The sequence below is a fragment of the Arthrobacter alkaliphilus genome, from assembly GCF_021483235.1.
In the GTDB taxonomy this organism is placed as follows: Bacteria; Actinomycetota; Actinomycetes; order Actinomycetales; family Micrococcaceae; genus Arthrobacter; species Arthrobacter alkaliphilus.
In genome coordinates, this window is sequence record NZ_JAKEEC010000020.1 from 1 (window position 1) to 15,300 (window position 15,300).

The window sequence follows — 15,300 nt, forward strand, 5'->3', positions numbered from 1 at the left end:
GGAAGCCGCAAGGTTCCTGCAAGCTTTTCCCGAAGATTGCTCAAAGATTCAATCAAGCAGTTCCCGAGTGGTGAACCGGCACGTGCCCGGACCAGGCAAGTAGCGGAAACGAGTAGGCTGTGGCCAGTGAACAGAGTCCGCCCGGAGGTGCACCAGTGAGCAAGACCAGCCCGGCCGGGACAATCCACCGGCCCGCCATTCCTCTCTACGCAGCGGGATTCGTAACCGCTTTCGGTGCCCACAGCATTGCCGCCGGCATGGGAGCGCAGAGCGGAAGCATTGGCCTTAGCCTGCTGAATCTGGGCATCCTGCTGGCCGTTTACGATCTGGCCGAAGTTTTTCTCAAACCCGTCTTCGGTGTCCTTAGTGACCGGATCGGACCCAAACCGGTCATCGTCGGAGGCCTCCTGGCGTTCGCTGCCTTCTCGCTCGTTGGGCTGTGGGGCGCGGACCCGCTCCTGCTTGGCCTGGCCCGCTTGGGCCAGGGAGCAGCCGCGTCGGCGTTCTCGCCCGCCTCATCGGCCACGGTGGCCCGCCTGGCCGGGGGCAAGAACGCCGGGAAATTCTTTGGCCGCTACGGATCGTGGAAAAGCCTTGGCTACATCATCGGCCCGCTCCTGGGAGCCGGACTGATCCAGGTGGGGGGCTTCGCATTGCTCTTTGCGGCCCTGTCGGCCTTGGCAACGGCCACCGCCATATGGGTGGCTGTGAGCCTGCCGCGGTTCGAGCCGGTTCCCCGCGTCAGGTACACCGTCCTCGACCTCGCCAGGCAGGTCACCGAACGGCGTTTCCTCGTGCCCACGGCGGTCCTGGCAGCGTCCACCGGCGCCCTGGGTGCGGCCATCGGCTTCCTCCCGGCCCTGGCCACCCGGCACGGACTCGATCCGGTCGCCGGGACGGCCGCAGTGAGCGTGCTGGCTATCGCTTCGGCCATCGCCTCGCCATGGGTCGGTACCCGGCGCGACCTGCAAGGGATCAGCGACGCAGCGGGGATGAGGGCCGGTCTGCTGCTCACCGCCGCGGGCATCGGAATCGTGGCCGCCATACCTGGACCCATCACGTTGTTCATCGCCGCCCTGCTGATCGGGGCCGGGATCGGAACGGCCACCCCGCTCGCGTTCGCTCATCTCGCCGACACCACGCCCCCTGAGCGGATGGGCAGGACCATGGGCTCAGCCGAACTCGGCAGGGAACTTGGCGACGCGGGCGGACCACTCATCGTGGGGAGCCTCGCCACACTGGGCGGATTGCCGCTGGGGCTTGGCGCACTCGCCCTGCTCATCGGTACAGCAAGTGCACCGCGGCTCAATCGGACCACTCCCCCGTTGCGCCGGTAGGAGCCTCACGACGCCACGTTCTAGTAGTGGTGTGCTTGGGTCTCCTGGAGCCGCTTAATGAACCAGCGCGACTGTTCGGGCCCGTAGGGAAGCACCGGGATCGCTTTGGTGGCGTCCGACGGCGTGTCCCGGATCGACTGCTTTGCTTGCCGTACCGCTGTGGACATGGTGTTGGCCATGGTCTTCACGAACTGGTCGCTGCAGGGCTCCCCGTGGCCCGGGATGAGGAACTCGTAGCGGTGGCGCAGGGCCGAGATGTGCCGGAGGGTGGCCGCCCATTCCTCGGGATAGGAGTCCTCGAACGAGGGGTGCGCACCTTGTTCCAGAAGGTCACCGGCGAAAAGGGTGCTGGGCGTGCCCACCAGGAGGTCGCCGTCGGTGTGGCCGCGGCCCAAGTAGAACAGGGTGGCAGTGACTCCGCCGAGGTCAACCAGGACGGGCTGGTCCTTGACGATCGCGTTGGGGATGACGAGTTCGACGGCCTCGCCCTTGCCCGCGGCCATCTCCGGTTCGGTGGCGGCGACGAAGCGGCGCTGGTGGTCGCCGTCGTCGTCGATTGTTGCCGCACAGTTGACGTGCCCCCAAAACTCCGTGACGCCGTCGTCGGCAAAAACGGCGTTGCCGAAGTAGTGGTCGTAATGGGCGTGGGTGTTCACGACGACGAGGGGCAGCTGGGTCTTTTCGCGGACGGCGGCGAGGATTTGCCGGCCCTGGCGGGGTCCGCAGCCAGTGTCGATGACCATGGCTCGTTCCGTGCCGACGACGAGGCCCGTGTTGAGCAGGCACCCTTCGGTCACCAACACGTAGTTGTTAGGGCCGACTTCGAGCCATGCTGACATTGTTTCTCCGTCTGATGCGTTCCAGCAGTGTTCAGGCCTCGATTCTACCCACGCAGGGCCAAGAGGACGGGGAAGGAAGGCGCACTTTAGGCGGGCAACAAATGTTTCATTCCAATACCGCTATACCGGACGGTTCGGTTATAGTGTTTGCCTTGTTGTAGTTCCCGGGCTCAGCCGGAGCTAATAGCAAAGGAATGGTTTATATCCATGCGGAAACCGTCTTTTCTTGCATCGACCGACGCTGGGGGGCAAGCCGGTCAGAAGGCTGTTGAACCGCCCCTCGAGCAGTTGCGTGCATTGCGCCTTCAAGTGCTGGAAATCATCGATGAGGTCTTAGCCGAATCGTCGCAGGCAACCGAGGCGGTGCGGGAGCGGCTTCGGCAGCACGTTGCCGCCCATCCTGGCCATCCGGAAGAGGCGCTGCTTGCACACTTGTCGTCGCTCAGGTCCGAGCAGCCGGACCAGCAAGACGAGCAGGAGACGCAAAGTGAGCTGGCGCAGGACGAGCCCGCTCCCCAGCACGAGCCGGGCCAGCACCCAAGCAGCCCGCGCCTCGAAGCTGTGCTGCGGGACCACATGTTGATGACGGCCTTCCAACCAGTTTTCGACCTCACCACGGCCACCGTGGTCGGCGCCGAGGCATTGACCCGCTTCGTCAGCGATAGTGGGGACCCCGCCGATTATTGGTTTGCGGAGGCTGAAGACTCTGGGCTGCGGACTGATCTTGAATTCGCGGCGTTGGAATCGGGGCTGGAAGCCGCGCGCAAGCTGCCGCAGCACCTTCTCGTGGCGTTGAAGCTTTCAGATGTGGTGGGCCTGGATCCGCGTCTTCCCGTGCTTTTCGAGGAAATTCCTGTTGCGCCTTCCCGGGTGATCCTTGAGGTGTCCGGAAAGTTTTCCCCGGAGCGGGCGGCTTCACTCGCCGCTGCGCTGGCTCCGCTGCGGCGTGCAGGCGTCCGGTTGTCCATCGAAAACATGGGTTCCTTTTTCGCCGGGGCCAGCCCTGTCCTTCAACTCAAGCCCGAGATGATCAAGCTGGAGCGGAGTCTGACCGCCGGTCTCAACCAGGATTCCCTCCGGCAGGAACTTGTCGAGGCGGAGGTCAAGTTCGCGCGGGAGATCGGGGCCGCGTTGATTGCCCAGCGCATCGAAACCAAGGACGAACTCGCCACCCTTAAGGACTTGGGCGTCGCCTTTGGACAGGGATACCACCTTGGGCGGCCGTCGGTCCAGCCCACCGAATGGGCCAAGTGGGGCGGGAAGGCTCGCCATCTCGCGTCCCCGGCCGGCCGCGGCCGGACCACCCGGAACTGACGGATCTCCCCTCAAGAGGATCCCGCGGTTCAGGACTCAGGCGGTGACGGCGCGGTTCTGGCCCTTGTGCTGTTCGATCAGCCAGGCGGCCATCTGCTGGGCGCGCTTTGACGCCAGGAGGTCACCTTCCGTCGCAGAGATGATGGAGCCCTTCATCAGGATGTGCCAGGACCGCGCGAATTCCTCAGTGCGCTCCAGGCCTGCTTCCTCCGCCAATTCCTGGATGTGTCCCCTGATCCTGGCGAGGTAGCCGATGCTGGCTTTCCCCAGCGGATGTTCGCGGCCCATTTCAAGCAGGACGTTGATGAACGAGCACGCTTCGAAGTCCTCCCGCTGAAACCAGTCGCCGAATACGTCGAAGATGGCGAGCAGCTGCTCCTCGGCGGTGTTTCCCCGGCTCCGGGCGTCCGAAATGATCATGTCCACGGTCCACATCTGGTCGCGAAGGGCGAGGAAGGCAAGAACAAGATCGTCTTTGGACGGAAAGTGGCGCTGGAAAGTGGCCTTCGAAACTCCTGAACGTTCAATGAGCTGATCGACACCCACGGCGCGGATCCCGCGCCGTGAGAACAGTTCGTAGGCGGCGTCCAGGATTCGATCCACCGCGTCGTCACGGGTGGTGGTGTGTGCGGCCGGCAACGACGCCGGGCCGGGTGCTTCCGAGGCATCTGGCGTGCTCATGGTGAAAGCAATCCTACTCGCCCGTGCTCCACGGCAGGCCGGTCTGTCCTTGCTGTTTTTGGGGTGAACCCTGCACCAAACAACCGGCGACGGCGGCACTCCCCTCTTGCTTCTCTTGCGGGCTTCTGGTTCGCTGGCACTACCGGGCCGCCGCCGCGCTAATTCCGGTGTGGGCCGCGCCCGGCTGAAGGGACGTGGGACCGACATGACCTCTCTTTGGCTAGACACGCGCGACGCTTCCGCGGCCGCGACCCCCGATGAATTCACGCCCGGGAGCAGCTACGACACAGTGGTGGTGGGCGCAGGAATCACGGGCCTGGCCACGGCTCTCATGCTGGCCCAGACCGGGAGCAGCGTGCTGGTCCTCGAGGCCCGGCATGTCGGTGCGGTCAACACAGGCAACACCACGGCCAAGCTGAGCCTGCTGCAGGGCACCACGCTGTCCAAGCTCCGGAACCAGTATTCGGTGAACGTGGTCCGTGGCTACGTTGACGCGAACCGGGCGGGCCAGAAGTGGCTGCTCGAGTACATGGAGGGCCGGGGCGTGCCTTTCCAGTACCGGGATGCTTACACTTTCGCCACCACGCCCGCCGGCGCGGAAGAACTCGTGGCCGAGGCCAACGCTTCCCGGGCTTGCGGGCTCAACGTGAAGTCCACCCGCGACACCGGGCTGCCGTTCGACGTCGACGCCTCCTTGCGGCTTCCGAAGCAGGCGCAGTTCAACCCCATGGATGTCCTGGATGCGCTGGTTGCCGATGTTCGGGCTGCCGGCGGGAGCATCGTGGAAGGTACCCGCGTCATGAACGTCCACAATGGCGATCCCTTGACGGTGGTCACCAGGAAGGGCGAGGTCCGGGCCCGCCATGTGGTGCTCGCCACCGGGACCCCCATCCTGAACCGGGGGCTGTACTTCGCGAAATTGCGGCCCAACCGCTCGTACGCCGCCGCGCTGCGCCTGCCGGACGGCATGAGCCCACCTCCCGGAATGTACCTTTCCGCCGAGCCTCCTACCCGCTCGCTGAGGGACTATCCCATGCCCGACGGCGGGCAGTTGCTTCTGGTGGGCGGGTTCGGGCACGCCGTTGGCCGGGTGCCGTCGACCCAGGTGCACCTCGACGAGTTGCTCGCCTGGGCCCTGGGGCACTATCCCGGTGCCGAGGTCACACACACGTGGGCTGCCCAGGACTACCAGGCCGGTAACCTCATGCCGTTCTTCGGCAGGTTCCCCCGGGGACGCGGAAAGATCTTTTTCGGCACCGGGTACAACAAGTGGGGCATGACGAACAGTGTTGCGGCGGCCCTGGATATCACCGCCGATATCCGGGGGGAAAAACTCGAGTGGGCCCGCACCATCCACCACCGGGTGACGGGTCCCCGCGGGGCAGCGTCGACAATTTCGTTCAACGTGGAAACACAGCAGCAGAATTTCCGGGACAGGGCTGCCTTGAAGGAGAAGCCGGCAATCACGGAGGAAACCGACCCCGCTGAAGGCACGGGCGTTACGGGGCTATTCCACGGAAAGCCTGCCGCGATCTGCAAGGTGGATGGCGTGGTGTGCAGGGTGTCGGCGGAGTGTGCCCACTTGGGCGGAATCCTGCACTGGAACAACGCCGAGAAGACCTGGGACTGCCCCCTGCACGGCTCGCGCTACTCGGCGGCAGGCAAGCTGCTGGAAGGGCCGGCGACGCACAATCTGTTCAAGCTTCAGTAGGGGGCAGGGCGGCCCCACTGGACCAATGCGAACCCCGAAGACTACAGTCTGGAGCCTATCGCTAATGCCACTTTAGTATGCCGAATTGAGAACTAAAGTAGTTTTACTCGTAAGGCTCTTCGCATAGAGGCAAAAGCCTGTAAAATCGTCTCCAGGCCGTGGTTCGCAGGGGCGCCTAAATGAATAGGAGCTTCAATCGCGACGTCCACATAATTTTTTCCTCAGCTAGCGCATGCCTGCCGCTTTGGTTCTGACAGCGTCGCAGTCGCCCAAGTGCAGGTGATCACCGCGCCATCCCGGATCCCGGGTCGCCGGCACTTCCGGCAGATCGGGATCGCTCGGGACCAAGAGAGCCTCCCAATGAACAAGCGCTGCCACCGCGGAAGTCTCTCATTAATTGTTAAAACAGATTTAATTCTGTCGGGGGGAACCATGATTCAACTGTTTTTGAGGACTGGCAAATTTGCGGCAGCGATTGCCGCCGGTTCTTTGATTTCTTCGGCTCTTAATGCGGGCCATTCACCCGTGAAGCTCGAGGACGAATTTCTTATCGTCTCGCTAGCTGCACCCGAGGCGGTTTCCAGAGCCCGAGGCCATGGTGACTCCGCCCGAAGCCGAGTTACCCTTCCGAGGAACTCATCTGAACAAGTCAAAATGAAGTCTTCTACGAAGGGGCTCGAGGTCCAGCTGAAGCTGCCGTTTGCCGAGCGGAACGCGAGCGCCAAGCACATTGGAAATGAATTCGTGTCCTTTGACAACGGCAACGGAAGCAAAACGGTCCCGGTCCCTCAAGGAGAAGGTAGCGTCGCGGTGCACACGATTATCGCTTCCATCAGCGCTCCGACGGTCTACGACTATGAGGTTGGATCCGACTCGGACATTCATCTGAAGTTGGTCGACGGCGGCGGAATATTGATCGTCGACGGCACGGGTTCCTTCGTCGCGGCCGTAGCCCCACCATGGGCCAAGGACGCCACAGGAGCCAAAGTGGAGACACACTACGAGATCCATGGCTCGAAGATTCGACAGGTTGTGCACCATTCATCTGCGAGCATCAAGTATCCGGTCGTTGCTGATCCATATCTTGGTGTGGACCTCTTTAGCTCGACCTGGTGGACAGGGTCCGGCAGGAGTTTGGTCGCCCACTTGAACACTACGCCGATGATGGGCGTGGCATTTGCTGTAGGTCACGCGTTCACATTTGGATGGCCCGAAGCTGTCAACAAGATGGGAAACACTCTGAGGCAAGAAAACCTTTACCAACAGTTCGCCTGTCACGCCAACGGCGCACCCTTTGCCAGCAGCGGTGGAAGTCCTAGCTGGGACCTTGAGAACTACAGAGGAACAACATGGAACTACGCGCATTTCTGGGTCCATGGCTGCAATTGGTAGCGGAAGAGGAGCATGGGTGACCGTCTGGCAAAGTAAGGAGTCTAGAACCTTTGGTCTAACGCTGGCGGCCTTTTCCGCGCTGACAGTGTTTCTACCAATGTACGCCTGGGTGCTGACTTGGATATCCAGCAACCGTGTCGAAACCACTGGCAGCGGGTACTTCACGATGCTGGAGAGCGTTGTGATGTTCGGCGGCCCGGCCATTTGGCTCATTCTGCTAGCACGACTCGTCTACCTGGCAAATCGCGGGGCCGGGGCAGCAGGACCATCCACAAAAGCCACGCACCAGCCATCCTGATGCATTCCTCAATAAGGCTGTAAAATCTTGTGCAGGCCGTGGTTCGCAGTGGGCGCCTATATGAATGGGAGCTTCAATTGCGACGTCCACATATTTTTGCCTCGCCTAGCGCCTGCCTTACTTTGATTGGTCACCCTGTGGCCTTGGATCAGACTGCGGCTTCTAAAAGAAGGCAGCCGTGAAATGGTACAGCTGCGCGCATCCGCCGATCTTTACGTTGTCCCTTGCGATCCTATTTATGACAGATTGGGACCTTTGGCTCCGAATCCTCTTGCCATCGGTGGTCCTGGTTTCCTACGTGATCAATGAAGTCATTCTTCACCGGCGTACGAAGGCCGCACGTGCACGCGCAGCCGAACTCGATCGCATGGACCCGATGGTGCACGCCTATCGAGAGCCTCCGTCTTAGTACCTCGGTCGGAGACCGGCAATCTTGACGCGGAGAGGAGCGTCTCGCCGAGGGCGGGGCGCTCTGCTCGCTTTCGGCCGCGTGGCCACTAGCGGTCTTCTGTGCCGGCTATTGGCCGGGGCTCACCGGCTTGTGGCCGCCCGGGTCAGGATTCGAATTTAGGTCAGTCTCGCTGCAAACATCGCAGCGACCAACGAATTGATGTGGGCAGTCGGGCCCGCCATCGCCTTCCCCGCTGAGCAGCGTCACTTTCATTCGGGCAGTCTAGTCCCCCGCGCGGACCCCCGGAAAGATTCCGCAGGTCTTCCGGGATTTACTTGACCTTCGTCATGGCCGCTCGTCAAGTTGCCCATCCGTTTACGAAGGCAGCCATGGTTGTTAGAAGATCCGGTAGTCTTGGAGCCAGTGCAGCGCAGCCGCCCCCATCCGCCGTTGGCAAAAGGACGGTATGACAATTACTCACACTCCCCCAGTAGAGGCCTCTCCGCCCAAGGGGAAAAGATCGCTCCTAGTAAGGTCACTGGCCGTCATAGTCGGCCTCGGGATGGCCTGGGTTATCGCCGGCATTTTTTTGTACGTAGTGCCACCAGCTGACGATCCGGCGCACGCAGATGTGTTGTTGGTACTCGGGCCGCCTGACCGACGCATCGGCTACGCTGAAGAATTAATGCAGCAGGGATATGCGCCCACACTTGCGGTCTCAAGCCCGGTGGGAGCGGACGGTAAATTCACAGCGGAAATTTGCGGTGCCCAGCGTACGTTCAGGATCATATGCTTTCATCCCGACCCTTTCACCACGCAGGGCGAGGCCCGGGCACTCACTGACCTTTCGCAACGTTACGGTTGGAAGAGCGCCAACGTCCTCACGGCGCAATTCCACGTGACTCGGTCCAGAGTGATCATCGGCCGATGCTACACAGGAGACCTGCACATGATTGCCGACCGGCGGGGGTTGCCTCTGGTCTCAATGTCCAACCCCACCTATTCCTGGGCGTACCAGTACGTCTACCAAACTGCGGCTTTCGTCAAGGTCGCCATCCATCCAGAATGCTAGGCCCGAAGCGCTAGCCGCAGTCACGGCAGCAGCCTGGCGTTACAAATCCGCCAGCACCGTCCCCGGGTTCTCGATTGCGTCCGCAACGTACCGCAGGAAACCGGCAGCCGTTTCCCCGTCACAGACCCGGTGATCGAACGCGAGCGTCAGTTCGGTGACCTTCCGGACCGCAAGCTGTCCGTCCACCACCCAGGGCTTGTCGATGATACGGCCCACGCCAAGCATCGCTACCTCGGGGTAGTTGATGATCGCCGCGGAACCGTCCACGCCGAACACGCCGTAGTTGTTCAGGGTAAAGGTGCCACTGGCCAACTCTGCCGGCGTTGCCTTGCCCTCACGAGCGACTGCGGTGAGCCGGCGGATTTCGGTATCAAGTTCGCGGGCGTTCAACAGGTGGGCGTTGCGGACCGACGGAACCACGAGTCCGCGGTCCGTCTGTGCGGCGAAGCCCAGGTTGATGCCGTCGAATGCGATGATCTCCTGCATTTCACCGCCGGCCGTATCCTCAGCCGTGACAAACCGGGTATTCAGCTCCGGGAATTTTTTTAGCCCCGCTGTGACAAAACGGGCGATGAACGCGAGCAGGCCGGGAGTACCGTGCGGATCACGCTTCTTGAGTTCTGCCCGCATTTCAAGCAGCGCAGTGGCGTCAACGTCCACCCAGACAGTTGCCTCAGGGATCTCGGACCGGCTGCGGGCCATGTTCGCTGCCACAGCCTTCCGGACTCCGCGGACCGGGGTGCGCGAAGCCACGGACAATCCGGTCCGCGCGTCTTGATCCCCGGTGGAGGGCTGGACCCCGGCCGGCACCTCAGCGGGCTCCGACTCGCGGGTGGCGCCACCAATGGCGGCTTCAACGTCGCGGCGAAGAATCAGGCCGCTCTCCCCGGAGCCAGGCACCTCATCCAGCGAGACCCCGTGGTCCCGGGCCATCTTCCGCACCAAGGGGGAAATCACGGCGGAGAGCTTCCCGGGAATCCGCGTCCGGGACAATGCGAGTTCATCGAAGTCCGGCTCCGGGGCCACAGCAACGGCGGAACTGGCAGGCACCTTACGCGGACGGGTACGGCGAGCTTCGCCACCTCCGGATGTGCCGTAGCCAATCAGGACGTTGCCGGAACCGGCTTTCTCCTCCGTCCGGTAGGTTTCGGCAGCAGCAGCGGCGGCAGCGGCGTCCGCCGGGGCGGCAGAGGCTTCTTCCTCCTGAGCCTCAGCCGCAACCTCGGGCTCGTTAGCGAGCGAGGCACCGACAGGAGCCACCGAGATCAGCGGCTTGCCGACGTCGAGCGTCTGGCCGGCCTCGCCGTGCAGCTCTGCGACGATGCCTGCGTACGGCGATGGGACCTCCACCATGGACTTGGCGGTCTCGACCTCGGCGATCGGCTGATCGACGCGGATCTCGTCGCCCACAGCCACAAGCCAATTGACCAGCTCAGCCTCGGTCAGGCCCTCGCCAAGGTCCGGAAGCAGGAACACCTGCATTTCTGCGCTCATGGTCAGTTCTCCCATTGAAGGTCGTCAACGGCGTCGAGGATGCGGTCGACGCTTGGCAAGTAGTAGTGCTCCAGCTTCGGAGCCGGGTACGGGACGTCGAATCCGGTCACCCGGCGGATCGGCGCCGCCAGGTAATGGAAGCAGCGCTCCTGGACCCGGGCCACAATTTCGGAGGCCACCGAGGCGAAACCGTGAGCCTCGGCGATCACAACAGCACGGCCGGTCTTTCGCACGGACGCGCAGACCGTCTCGTCGTCGAAGGGCACGATCGAGCGGACATCGATCACTTCGAGGGAGCGGCCTTCTTCAGCGGCCGCAGCAGCGGCAGCAAGCGCGGTCGGGACCGAGGGGCCATAGGCGATGAGCGTTGCATCAGTGCCGGAACGCGCGACGGCGGCGCGCCCCTCGCTGCTGGATCCTGTCGCGGTGTTCGCGGCATGTTCGGCCCGGATGGCACCCAGGTCCACCTGGTCTTTGGACCAGTAGAGCTTCTTCGGTTCCATGAACATGACCGGATCGTCGGAATCGATCGCTTCGCGGAGCATGCGGTATCCGTCTGCGACGGTCGCCGGTGTGAAGACCTTCAGGCCTGCGGTGTGGGCGTAGTAGGACTCGGACGAGTCGCAGTGGTGCTCGACGCCGCCGATACCTCCCGCGTACGGCACACGGATGACCATGGGCAGCTTGACGGCGCCTTTGGTGCGGTTGTGCATCTTGGCGACGTGGCTGACGATCTGTTCGAAGGCCGGGTAGGCGAAGGCGTCGAACTGCATCTCGATCACGGGACGCATTCCGTTCATGGCCATGCCCACGGCCATGCCCACAATGCCGGACTCGGCCAGCGGGGTGTCGAAGCATCGCTGTTCTCCGAACGTGGCCATGAGGCCGTCAGTGATCCGGAAGACACCGCCCAGGCGGCCAACGTCTTCGCCGAACACCAGAACGGAGGAATCCGCTTCCATGGCGTCGGCCATCGCGGTGTTGAGCGCCTTCGCCATGGTGATGGTCTGCGGACCGGACGCTTCGGCGACCGCCGCTGCACTGGCTGCCGCGCTCGCGGTGGCGGAGCTGACGTCGCCTGTCGCGGCGTGCTCGGCTTCAGAGGATGTAGCGACTTCCGGGCTCATTTGCCGGCCTCCTTCTGGCTGGATGCCTCACGGGCGAGTTCGTCGGCGAGCAGGGCCGACTGCTCCTTCAGTTGGGGCGTGGGCGTGGAGAAAACGTAGCGGAAGAGGTTCTGCGGATCTACCGAAACGTCCTGCCCGAGGCCTTCCCGGAGCTGCGATGCCACGGCCTCGGCCTTTGCCGCGATGCGGGCGGAAGCGTCGTCGTCGAGCAATCCGCGGCCGTTGAGGTACGTCGTCATGCGGCTGATGGGGTCCTTTGCGGTCCACTCGGCCACTTCGCTATCGGCCCGGTAGCGGGTGGCGTCGTCGGCGTTGGTGTGGGCCTGCATGCGGTAGGTGTGGGCTTCGATCAGGAGCGGGCCCGAGCCTTCGCGGGCCAGTTTCACAGCGCGGTCCAGCACTGCCAGCAGCGCGACCAGGTCGTTGCCGTCAACGCGTTCACCGGCCATGCCGTAACCGACAGCCTTGTGCGCGAGCGACGGTGCCACGGACTGTTGGCTCAGCGGCACCGAGATGGCGTACTTGTTGTTCTGGACGAAGAAGATGACGGGCAGGTGGAAGACCGCGGCGAAGTTCAGTGCTTCGTGGAAGTCCCCTTCGCTCGTAGCACCATCGCCGCACATTGCCAACACCACGGTGTCCTCGCCGCGCAGCTTGGCGGCATGGGCAACCCCAACGGCGTGCAGCAGCTGGGTGGTCAACGGCGTGCACTGGATGCCGACCTTGTGCTTCGCGGGGTCGTAACCGCCGTGCCAGTCGCCGCGGAAGATAGTCATGGTCTCCACCGGGTCGACTCCGCGGGACATGACCGCCACGGCGTCTCGGTACGTGGGAAACAGCCAGTCACCGTCGCGGAGGCACAGGGCGGCCGCTACCTGGCACGCCTCCTGGCCGTGGCTGGACGGATAGACGGCCATGCGGCCCTGCCGGACCAGGGCGGAGTTCTGGTCATTGACGCGGCGCCCGACGACGAGTTGTTCGTAGGCTGCCATGAGTTCGGCATCGCCGGGGATGGGGTATTCGTGGCCGGGCTCGGTGCCTTGTTCATCTTCGGGTTTGAGGACGCCGGAAGGATCGACCATCTGGATCTGGTGGCGGGCGGGCAGCATGTAGTCTTCCACGCTGATGCCGAACTTGCGCCGCACTTCGGAAGCTTGGTCGTTTGAGTCGGTGCCGTCCGGCCGGGCGTCAGCCAGACCCTGGGCCTCGTGGTCCGCGGAGATCGTCATTGGTCCGTCCTTCTGTATCCACTATTTGTCACCAGTATGTTCCCTGCCGAACTTTCGTATCCAGCTCTGGCCGGAATCATGGAAAAGCTTGCTCGAAACCTCTAATCTGGAAGACAAATCGCAAATGTGAGCTGGCTAGCTGCCCCCACTGTGGACGAATTGGAGATGCGATGGCGCAGGTCGAAGCCGATCAGGCGGAAGTCCCGCTTGACCAAGTGGACAGGGACATCATTGCCGAGCTGACGCGGGACGGCCGGATGTCGGTGACCCAGGTGGCGGAAAACGTCCACATCAGCAGGGCGCACGCGTACACGAGAATCTCCCGGCTGACGGGTGAAGGGGTGCTCACCAAGTTCACTGCCCTGGTGGATCCGATCAAGGCCGGCCTAAAGTCATCTGCCTACGTCACGCTCAAGGTCCAGCAACATTCCTGGCGCGAGCTCCGTGAAGAGCTTCGGCTCATTCCGGAGGTGCAGCACATTGCGCTGGTTGGCGGCGATTTCGATGTCATCCTGTTGGTCCGCGCCACAGACAACATTCACCTGCGCAGGGTTATTTTCGACCAGTTGCAGTCGATGCCCGGGGTGCAGGATACCCAGACGTTCCTGGTGTTCGAGGATCTGGATACGCGGTAGGACCATACCGGCTTGCTGGGCATTTATTTCCAAGTCCGCGCGTTTCCAAATCCGCGCTGCCGCGGGATATCCAGTACGCGAGTGCCGCGACCAGACTCTGCACGGTTCGTGGTCATTGCCAGCGGCAGTGAATATTCGCACCGCCGCGCAGGCGGCGCCTTCAGCATAAGGGCTTGGTGGGGATCCGGCTGTTGACAATCGACGGCCGGTCCGTCTTTTTTTTTGGGTATTCGATGGCGACGTTGTTTGTCGCCGCCCTTACCGAGCTTCACTCGTGTCGATGAGACTTCACATTTCTTTTTACCAGCGGTATAGAGAGCATGCGTCTGGGCTTGTTCATCCGAGGCTCGACAGCGTGTTCAACGGGCTTCTTTACCTAGTTCGTCGCCGCGCCCGCGTCCTCGCGAGAGCCGGCGCATAGCACGACAAGGAGCCTCCATACGACGGCGCCGGGCAGGCTTTTTGGACATGGCCGAGTGCCGTTCGAAACAGGCATTCAAAGCTTGCATTGCCGAACGGGCCTTGCTTGGCCGACAGGGTCACGGCGTGACGAGGCACAGGTCCACCAGGTTCAAGACCGTAGCCGCCGAAGGGCTCCCCGGCGCAGCCGTGGGCAACGGAGCCATTCTATGTCGACCGGCTTGTCGACCGGCGTTCCACTCGCCCTGACCGGAGCCATCACGCTGGGCTGAGAACGTGTGCGCATACTTCGACCGGGCCGGTAGCTTTAACGGACACACAGACCCATCACCCGACGGTCTCCAACACCGTTGCGGGTCGGTCATCGGTCTCCATAACCTGGCCCAGCATTTCGCTCATCACTGCCCGGACCGGCAGATTCAGACGTCATCTACACTCCCAGACGCGCGATCAGCCTGCTCATACGGCACCAAATCTTATTCCCGCCATCCGCGATGAGCCCATGTCTCCAATTCACGCCCGTCGGCGGGATCGATCATCTTGGCGATGCTTGGTTGTCGACAGCGTCCTGTCATACTTAAGCTAAAGACGACTTGAGCTAGACCGCTGACTCACCTCTCTTTGAAACGCCTCGTAGGAGCGAATATAGTCCGAAGCATCGTAAGGCAGCGATGCAAAAACGGCCAGCACTGCATCCGAACTATAAGCATATTGGGTTCCCCAGGTCATAGCTGGCATGTACAGGCCAACATTTGCAGAATCGAGCAGAAACTCCTCGCGAACGGATCCGTCGTCAACGATGGCGTGAACAGAGCCCTTTACACAAACAAGGAATTGCTCACAAGCGAGGTGCGCATGCTCTCCCCGAACATCTAAGGACGGAACGTCATAGACAATGAAGAAACGCTGCGGAACGAACGGTAAATCCGAGCCGAGTTCAGCTACCACAAGGCTTCCACGAAGGTCCGTTGCTTTACGAAGGTGCACAATTCGCCCGCCCGTACTTTCCGACTCAACAGCGTCCTTCTGATGGCGTTGCGCTTCGGACGATGTCAGTCTCCTCCCCGCGGCGTCCGAATAGCCGCTTATGGCGGCAGGATTGCCCGAGACAATCGCAAATGGAGGTACGTCTCGAGTAACTACAGCACCATCGCAGACCGCCGCATTGCGCCCCACGCGAACACCTTTGGCAATTACAGACCCGCCCCCAACCGTAGCACCCGCCTCAATGACAGTGCGCAGATTGCCGTCCTTAGAAACAGTTTCCGCCTCACGGTTGTCTGAAACGAAAGTCACGTTAGGCCCTAGGATCACGTCATCCTGGATCTCAACATCCCCAAATATAGCTGCGCCAGGCCCA

At 62.4% G+C, this 15,300-nt stretch carries 12 protein-coding genes; 6 read left to right on the forward strand and 6 right to left on the reverse strand.

All coding sequences use genetic code 11. The features are described 5' to 3' along the window. Positions 1-155 precede the first annotated feature (155 nt). Positions 156-1,337 (forward strand): MFS transporter, encoded by a 1,182-nt coding sequence (locus L0B83_RS13915; RefSeq protein WP_234759053.1) that lies wholly within the window; start codon positions 156-158, stop codon positions 1,335-1,337. 20 nt (positions 1,338-1,357) lie between these two features. Here L0B83_RS13915 and L0B83_RS13920 read toward each other — a convergent pair whose 3' ends face one another. Next, positions 1,358-2,176: an MBL fold metallo-hydrolase gene (locus tag L0B83_RS13920; RefSeq protein WP_234759054.1), complete on the reverse strand. Its 819-nt coding sequence runs from the start codon at positions 2,174-2,176 to the stop codon at positions 1,358-1,360. A 207-nt stretch (positions 2,177-2,383) separates the two neighbouring features. Here L0B83_RS13920 and L0B83_RS13925 point away from each other — a divergent pair, with 207 nt between their 5' ends. Beyond that, positions 2,384-3,490 carry an EAL domain-containing protein gene (locus L0B83_RS13925; RefSeq protein ID WP_234759055.1) on the forward strand — a complete coding sequence of 369 codons (1,107 nt, stop codon included), beginning with the start codon at positions 2,384-2,386 and terminating at the stop codon, positions 3,488-3,490. A 36-nt stretch (positions 3,491-3,526) separates the two neighbouring features. On the opposite strand, the gene L0B83_RS13930 is transcribed toward L0B83_RS13925, so the two are convergent. Further along, a complete protein-coding gene (locus L0B83_RS13930) occupies positions 3,527-4,171 on the reverse strand; it encodes a TetR/AcrR family transcriptional regulator (RefSeq protein ID WP_234759056.1) in 645 nt (214 codons plus the stop codon). Positions 4,172-4,376: 205 nt separating this feature from the next. On the opposite strand from L0B83_RS13930, the gene L0B83_RS13935 reads away from it, so the two are divergent. The 3 genes from L0B83_RS13935 to L0B83_RS13945 all read left to right on the forward strand — a co-directional run bounded on the left by L0B83_RS13935 (position 4,377) and on the right by L0B83_RS13945 (position 9,035). After that, positions 4,377-5,882 (forward strand): FAD-dependent oxidoreductase, encoded by a 1,506-nt coding sequence (locus L0B83_RS13935; protein WP_234759057.1) that lies wholly within the window; start codon positions 4,377-4,379, stop codon positions 5,880-5,882. A gap of 360 nt (positions 5,883-6,242) precedes the next feature. After that, complete coding sequence (locus tag L0B83_RS13940) at positions 6,243-7,274, forward strand: DUF2599 domain-containing protein (RefSeq protein WP_234759058.1); 1,032 nt, start codon at positions 6,243-6,245, stop codon at positions 7,272-7,274. Between the two features lie 1,251 nt (positions 7,275-8,525). Then, positions 8,526-9,035: an ElyC/SanA/YdcF family protein gene (locus tag L0B83_RS13945; protein ID WP_234759059.1), complete on the forward strand. Its 510-nt coding sequence runs from the start codon at positions 8,526-8,528 to the stop codon at positions 9,033-9,035. A gap of 39 nt (positions 9,036-9,074) precedes the next feature. On the opposite strand, the gene L0B83_RS13950 is transcribed toward L0B83_RS13945, so the two are convergent. The 3 genes from L0B83_RS13950 to pdhA are packed head-to-tail and all read right to left on the reverse strand — an operon-like array spanning position 9,075 to position 12,885. Beyond that, entirely contained in the window at positions 9,075-10,529 is a 1,455-nt protein-coding gene (locus L0B83_RS13950) for a dihydrolipoamide acetyltransferase family protein (protein WP_234759060.1), read from the reverse strand. 2 nt (positions 10,530-10,531) lie between these two features. Beyond that, positions 10,532-11,656, reverse strand: a complete 1,125-nt coding sequence (locus L0B83_RS13955; RefSeq protein WP_234759061.1) for an alpha-ketoacid dehydrogenase subunit beta — start codon at positions 11,654-11,656, stop codon at positions 10,532-10,534. Further along, positions 11,653-12,885: a pyruvate dehydrogenase (acetyl-transferring) E1 component subunit alpha gene (gene pdhA, locus L0B83_RS13960; RefSeq protein ID WP_234759062.1), complete on the reverse strand. Its 1,233-nt coding sequence runs from the start codon at positions 12,883-12,885 to the stop codon at positions 11,653-11,655. The genes L0B83_RS13955 and pdhA overlap by 4 nt, the downstream gene beginning before the upstream one ends. Before the next feature lie 170 nt (positions 12,886-13,055). Here pdhA and L0B83_RS13965 point away from each other — a divergent pair, with 170 nt between their 5' ends. Then, positions 13,056-13,520 carry an Lrp/AsnC family transcriptional regulator gene (locus L0B83_RS13965; RefSeq protein ID WP_234759063.1) on the forward strand — a complete coding sequence of 155 codons (465 nt, stop codon included), beginning with the start codon at positions 13,056-13,058 and terminating at the stop codon, positions 13,518-13,520. Between the two features lie 1,002 nt (positions 13,521-14,522). On the opposite strand, the gene L0B83_RS13970 is transcribed toward L0B83_RS13965, so the two are convergent. Then, positions 14,523-15,236 carry a WxcM-like domain-containing protein gene (locus L0B83_RS13970; protein ID WP_234759064.1) on the reverse strand — a complete coding sequence of 238 codons (714 nt, stop codon included), beginning with the start codon at positions 15,234-15,236 and terminating at the stop codon, positions 14,523-14,525. Between the last annotated feature and the right edge of the window lie 64 nt (positions 15,237-15,300).

Bases quoted from the DNA above. Each gene is read 5' to 3' on its own strand.
- L0B83_RS13920 (WP_234759054.1), bottom strand. From the start codon at position 2,176: ATGTCAGCATGGCTCGAAGTCGGCCCTAACAACTACGTGTTGGTGACC.
- L0B83_RS13925 (WP_234759055.1), top strand. From the start codon at position 2,384: ATGCGGAAACCGTCTTTTCTTGCATCGACCGACGCTGGGGGGCAAGCC.
- L0B83_RS13930 (WP_234759056.1), bottom strand. From the start codon at position 4,171: ATGAGCACGCCAGATGCCTCGGAAGCACCCGGCCCGGCGTCGTTGCCG.
- L0B83_RS13935 (WP_234759057.1), top strand. From the start codon at position 4,377: ATGACCTCTCTTTGGCTAGACACGCGCGACGCTTCCGCGGCCGCGACC.
- L0B83_RS13940 (WP_234759058.1), top strand. From the start codon at position 6,243: ATGAACAAGCGCTGCCACCGCGGAAGTCTCTCATTAATTGTTAAAACA.
- L0B83_RS13945 (WP_234759059.1), top strand. From the start codon at position 8,526: ATGGCCTGGGTTATCGCCGGCATTTTTTTGTACGTAGTGCCACCAGCT.
- L0B83_RS13950 (WP_234759060.1), bottom strand. From the start codon at position 10,529: ATGAGCGCAGAAATGCAGGTGTTCCTGCTTCCGGACCTTGGCGAGGGC.
- L0B83_RS13955 (WP_234759061.1), bottom strand. From the start codon at position 11,656: ATGAGCCCGGAAGTCGCTACATCCTCTGAAGCCGAGCACGCCGCGACA.
- pdhA (WP_234759062.1), bottom strand. From the start codon at position 12,885: ATGACGATCTCCGCGGACCACGAGGCCCAGGGTCTGGCTGACGCCCGG.
- L0B83_RS13965 (WP_234759063.1), top strand. From the start codon at position 13,056: ATGGCGCAGGTCGAAGCCGATCAGGCGGAAGTCCCGCTTGACCAAGTG.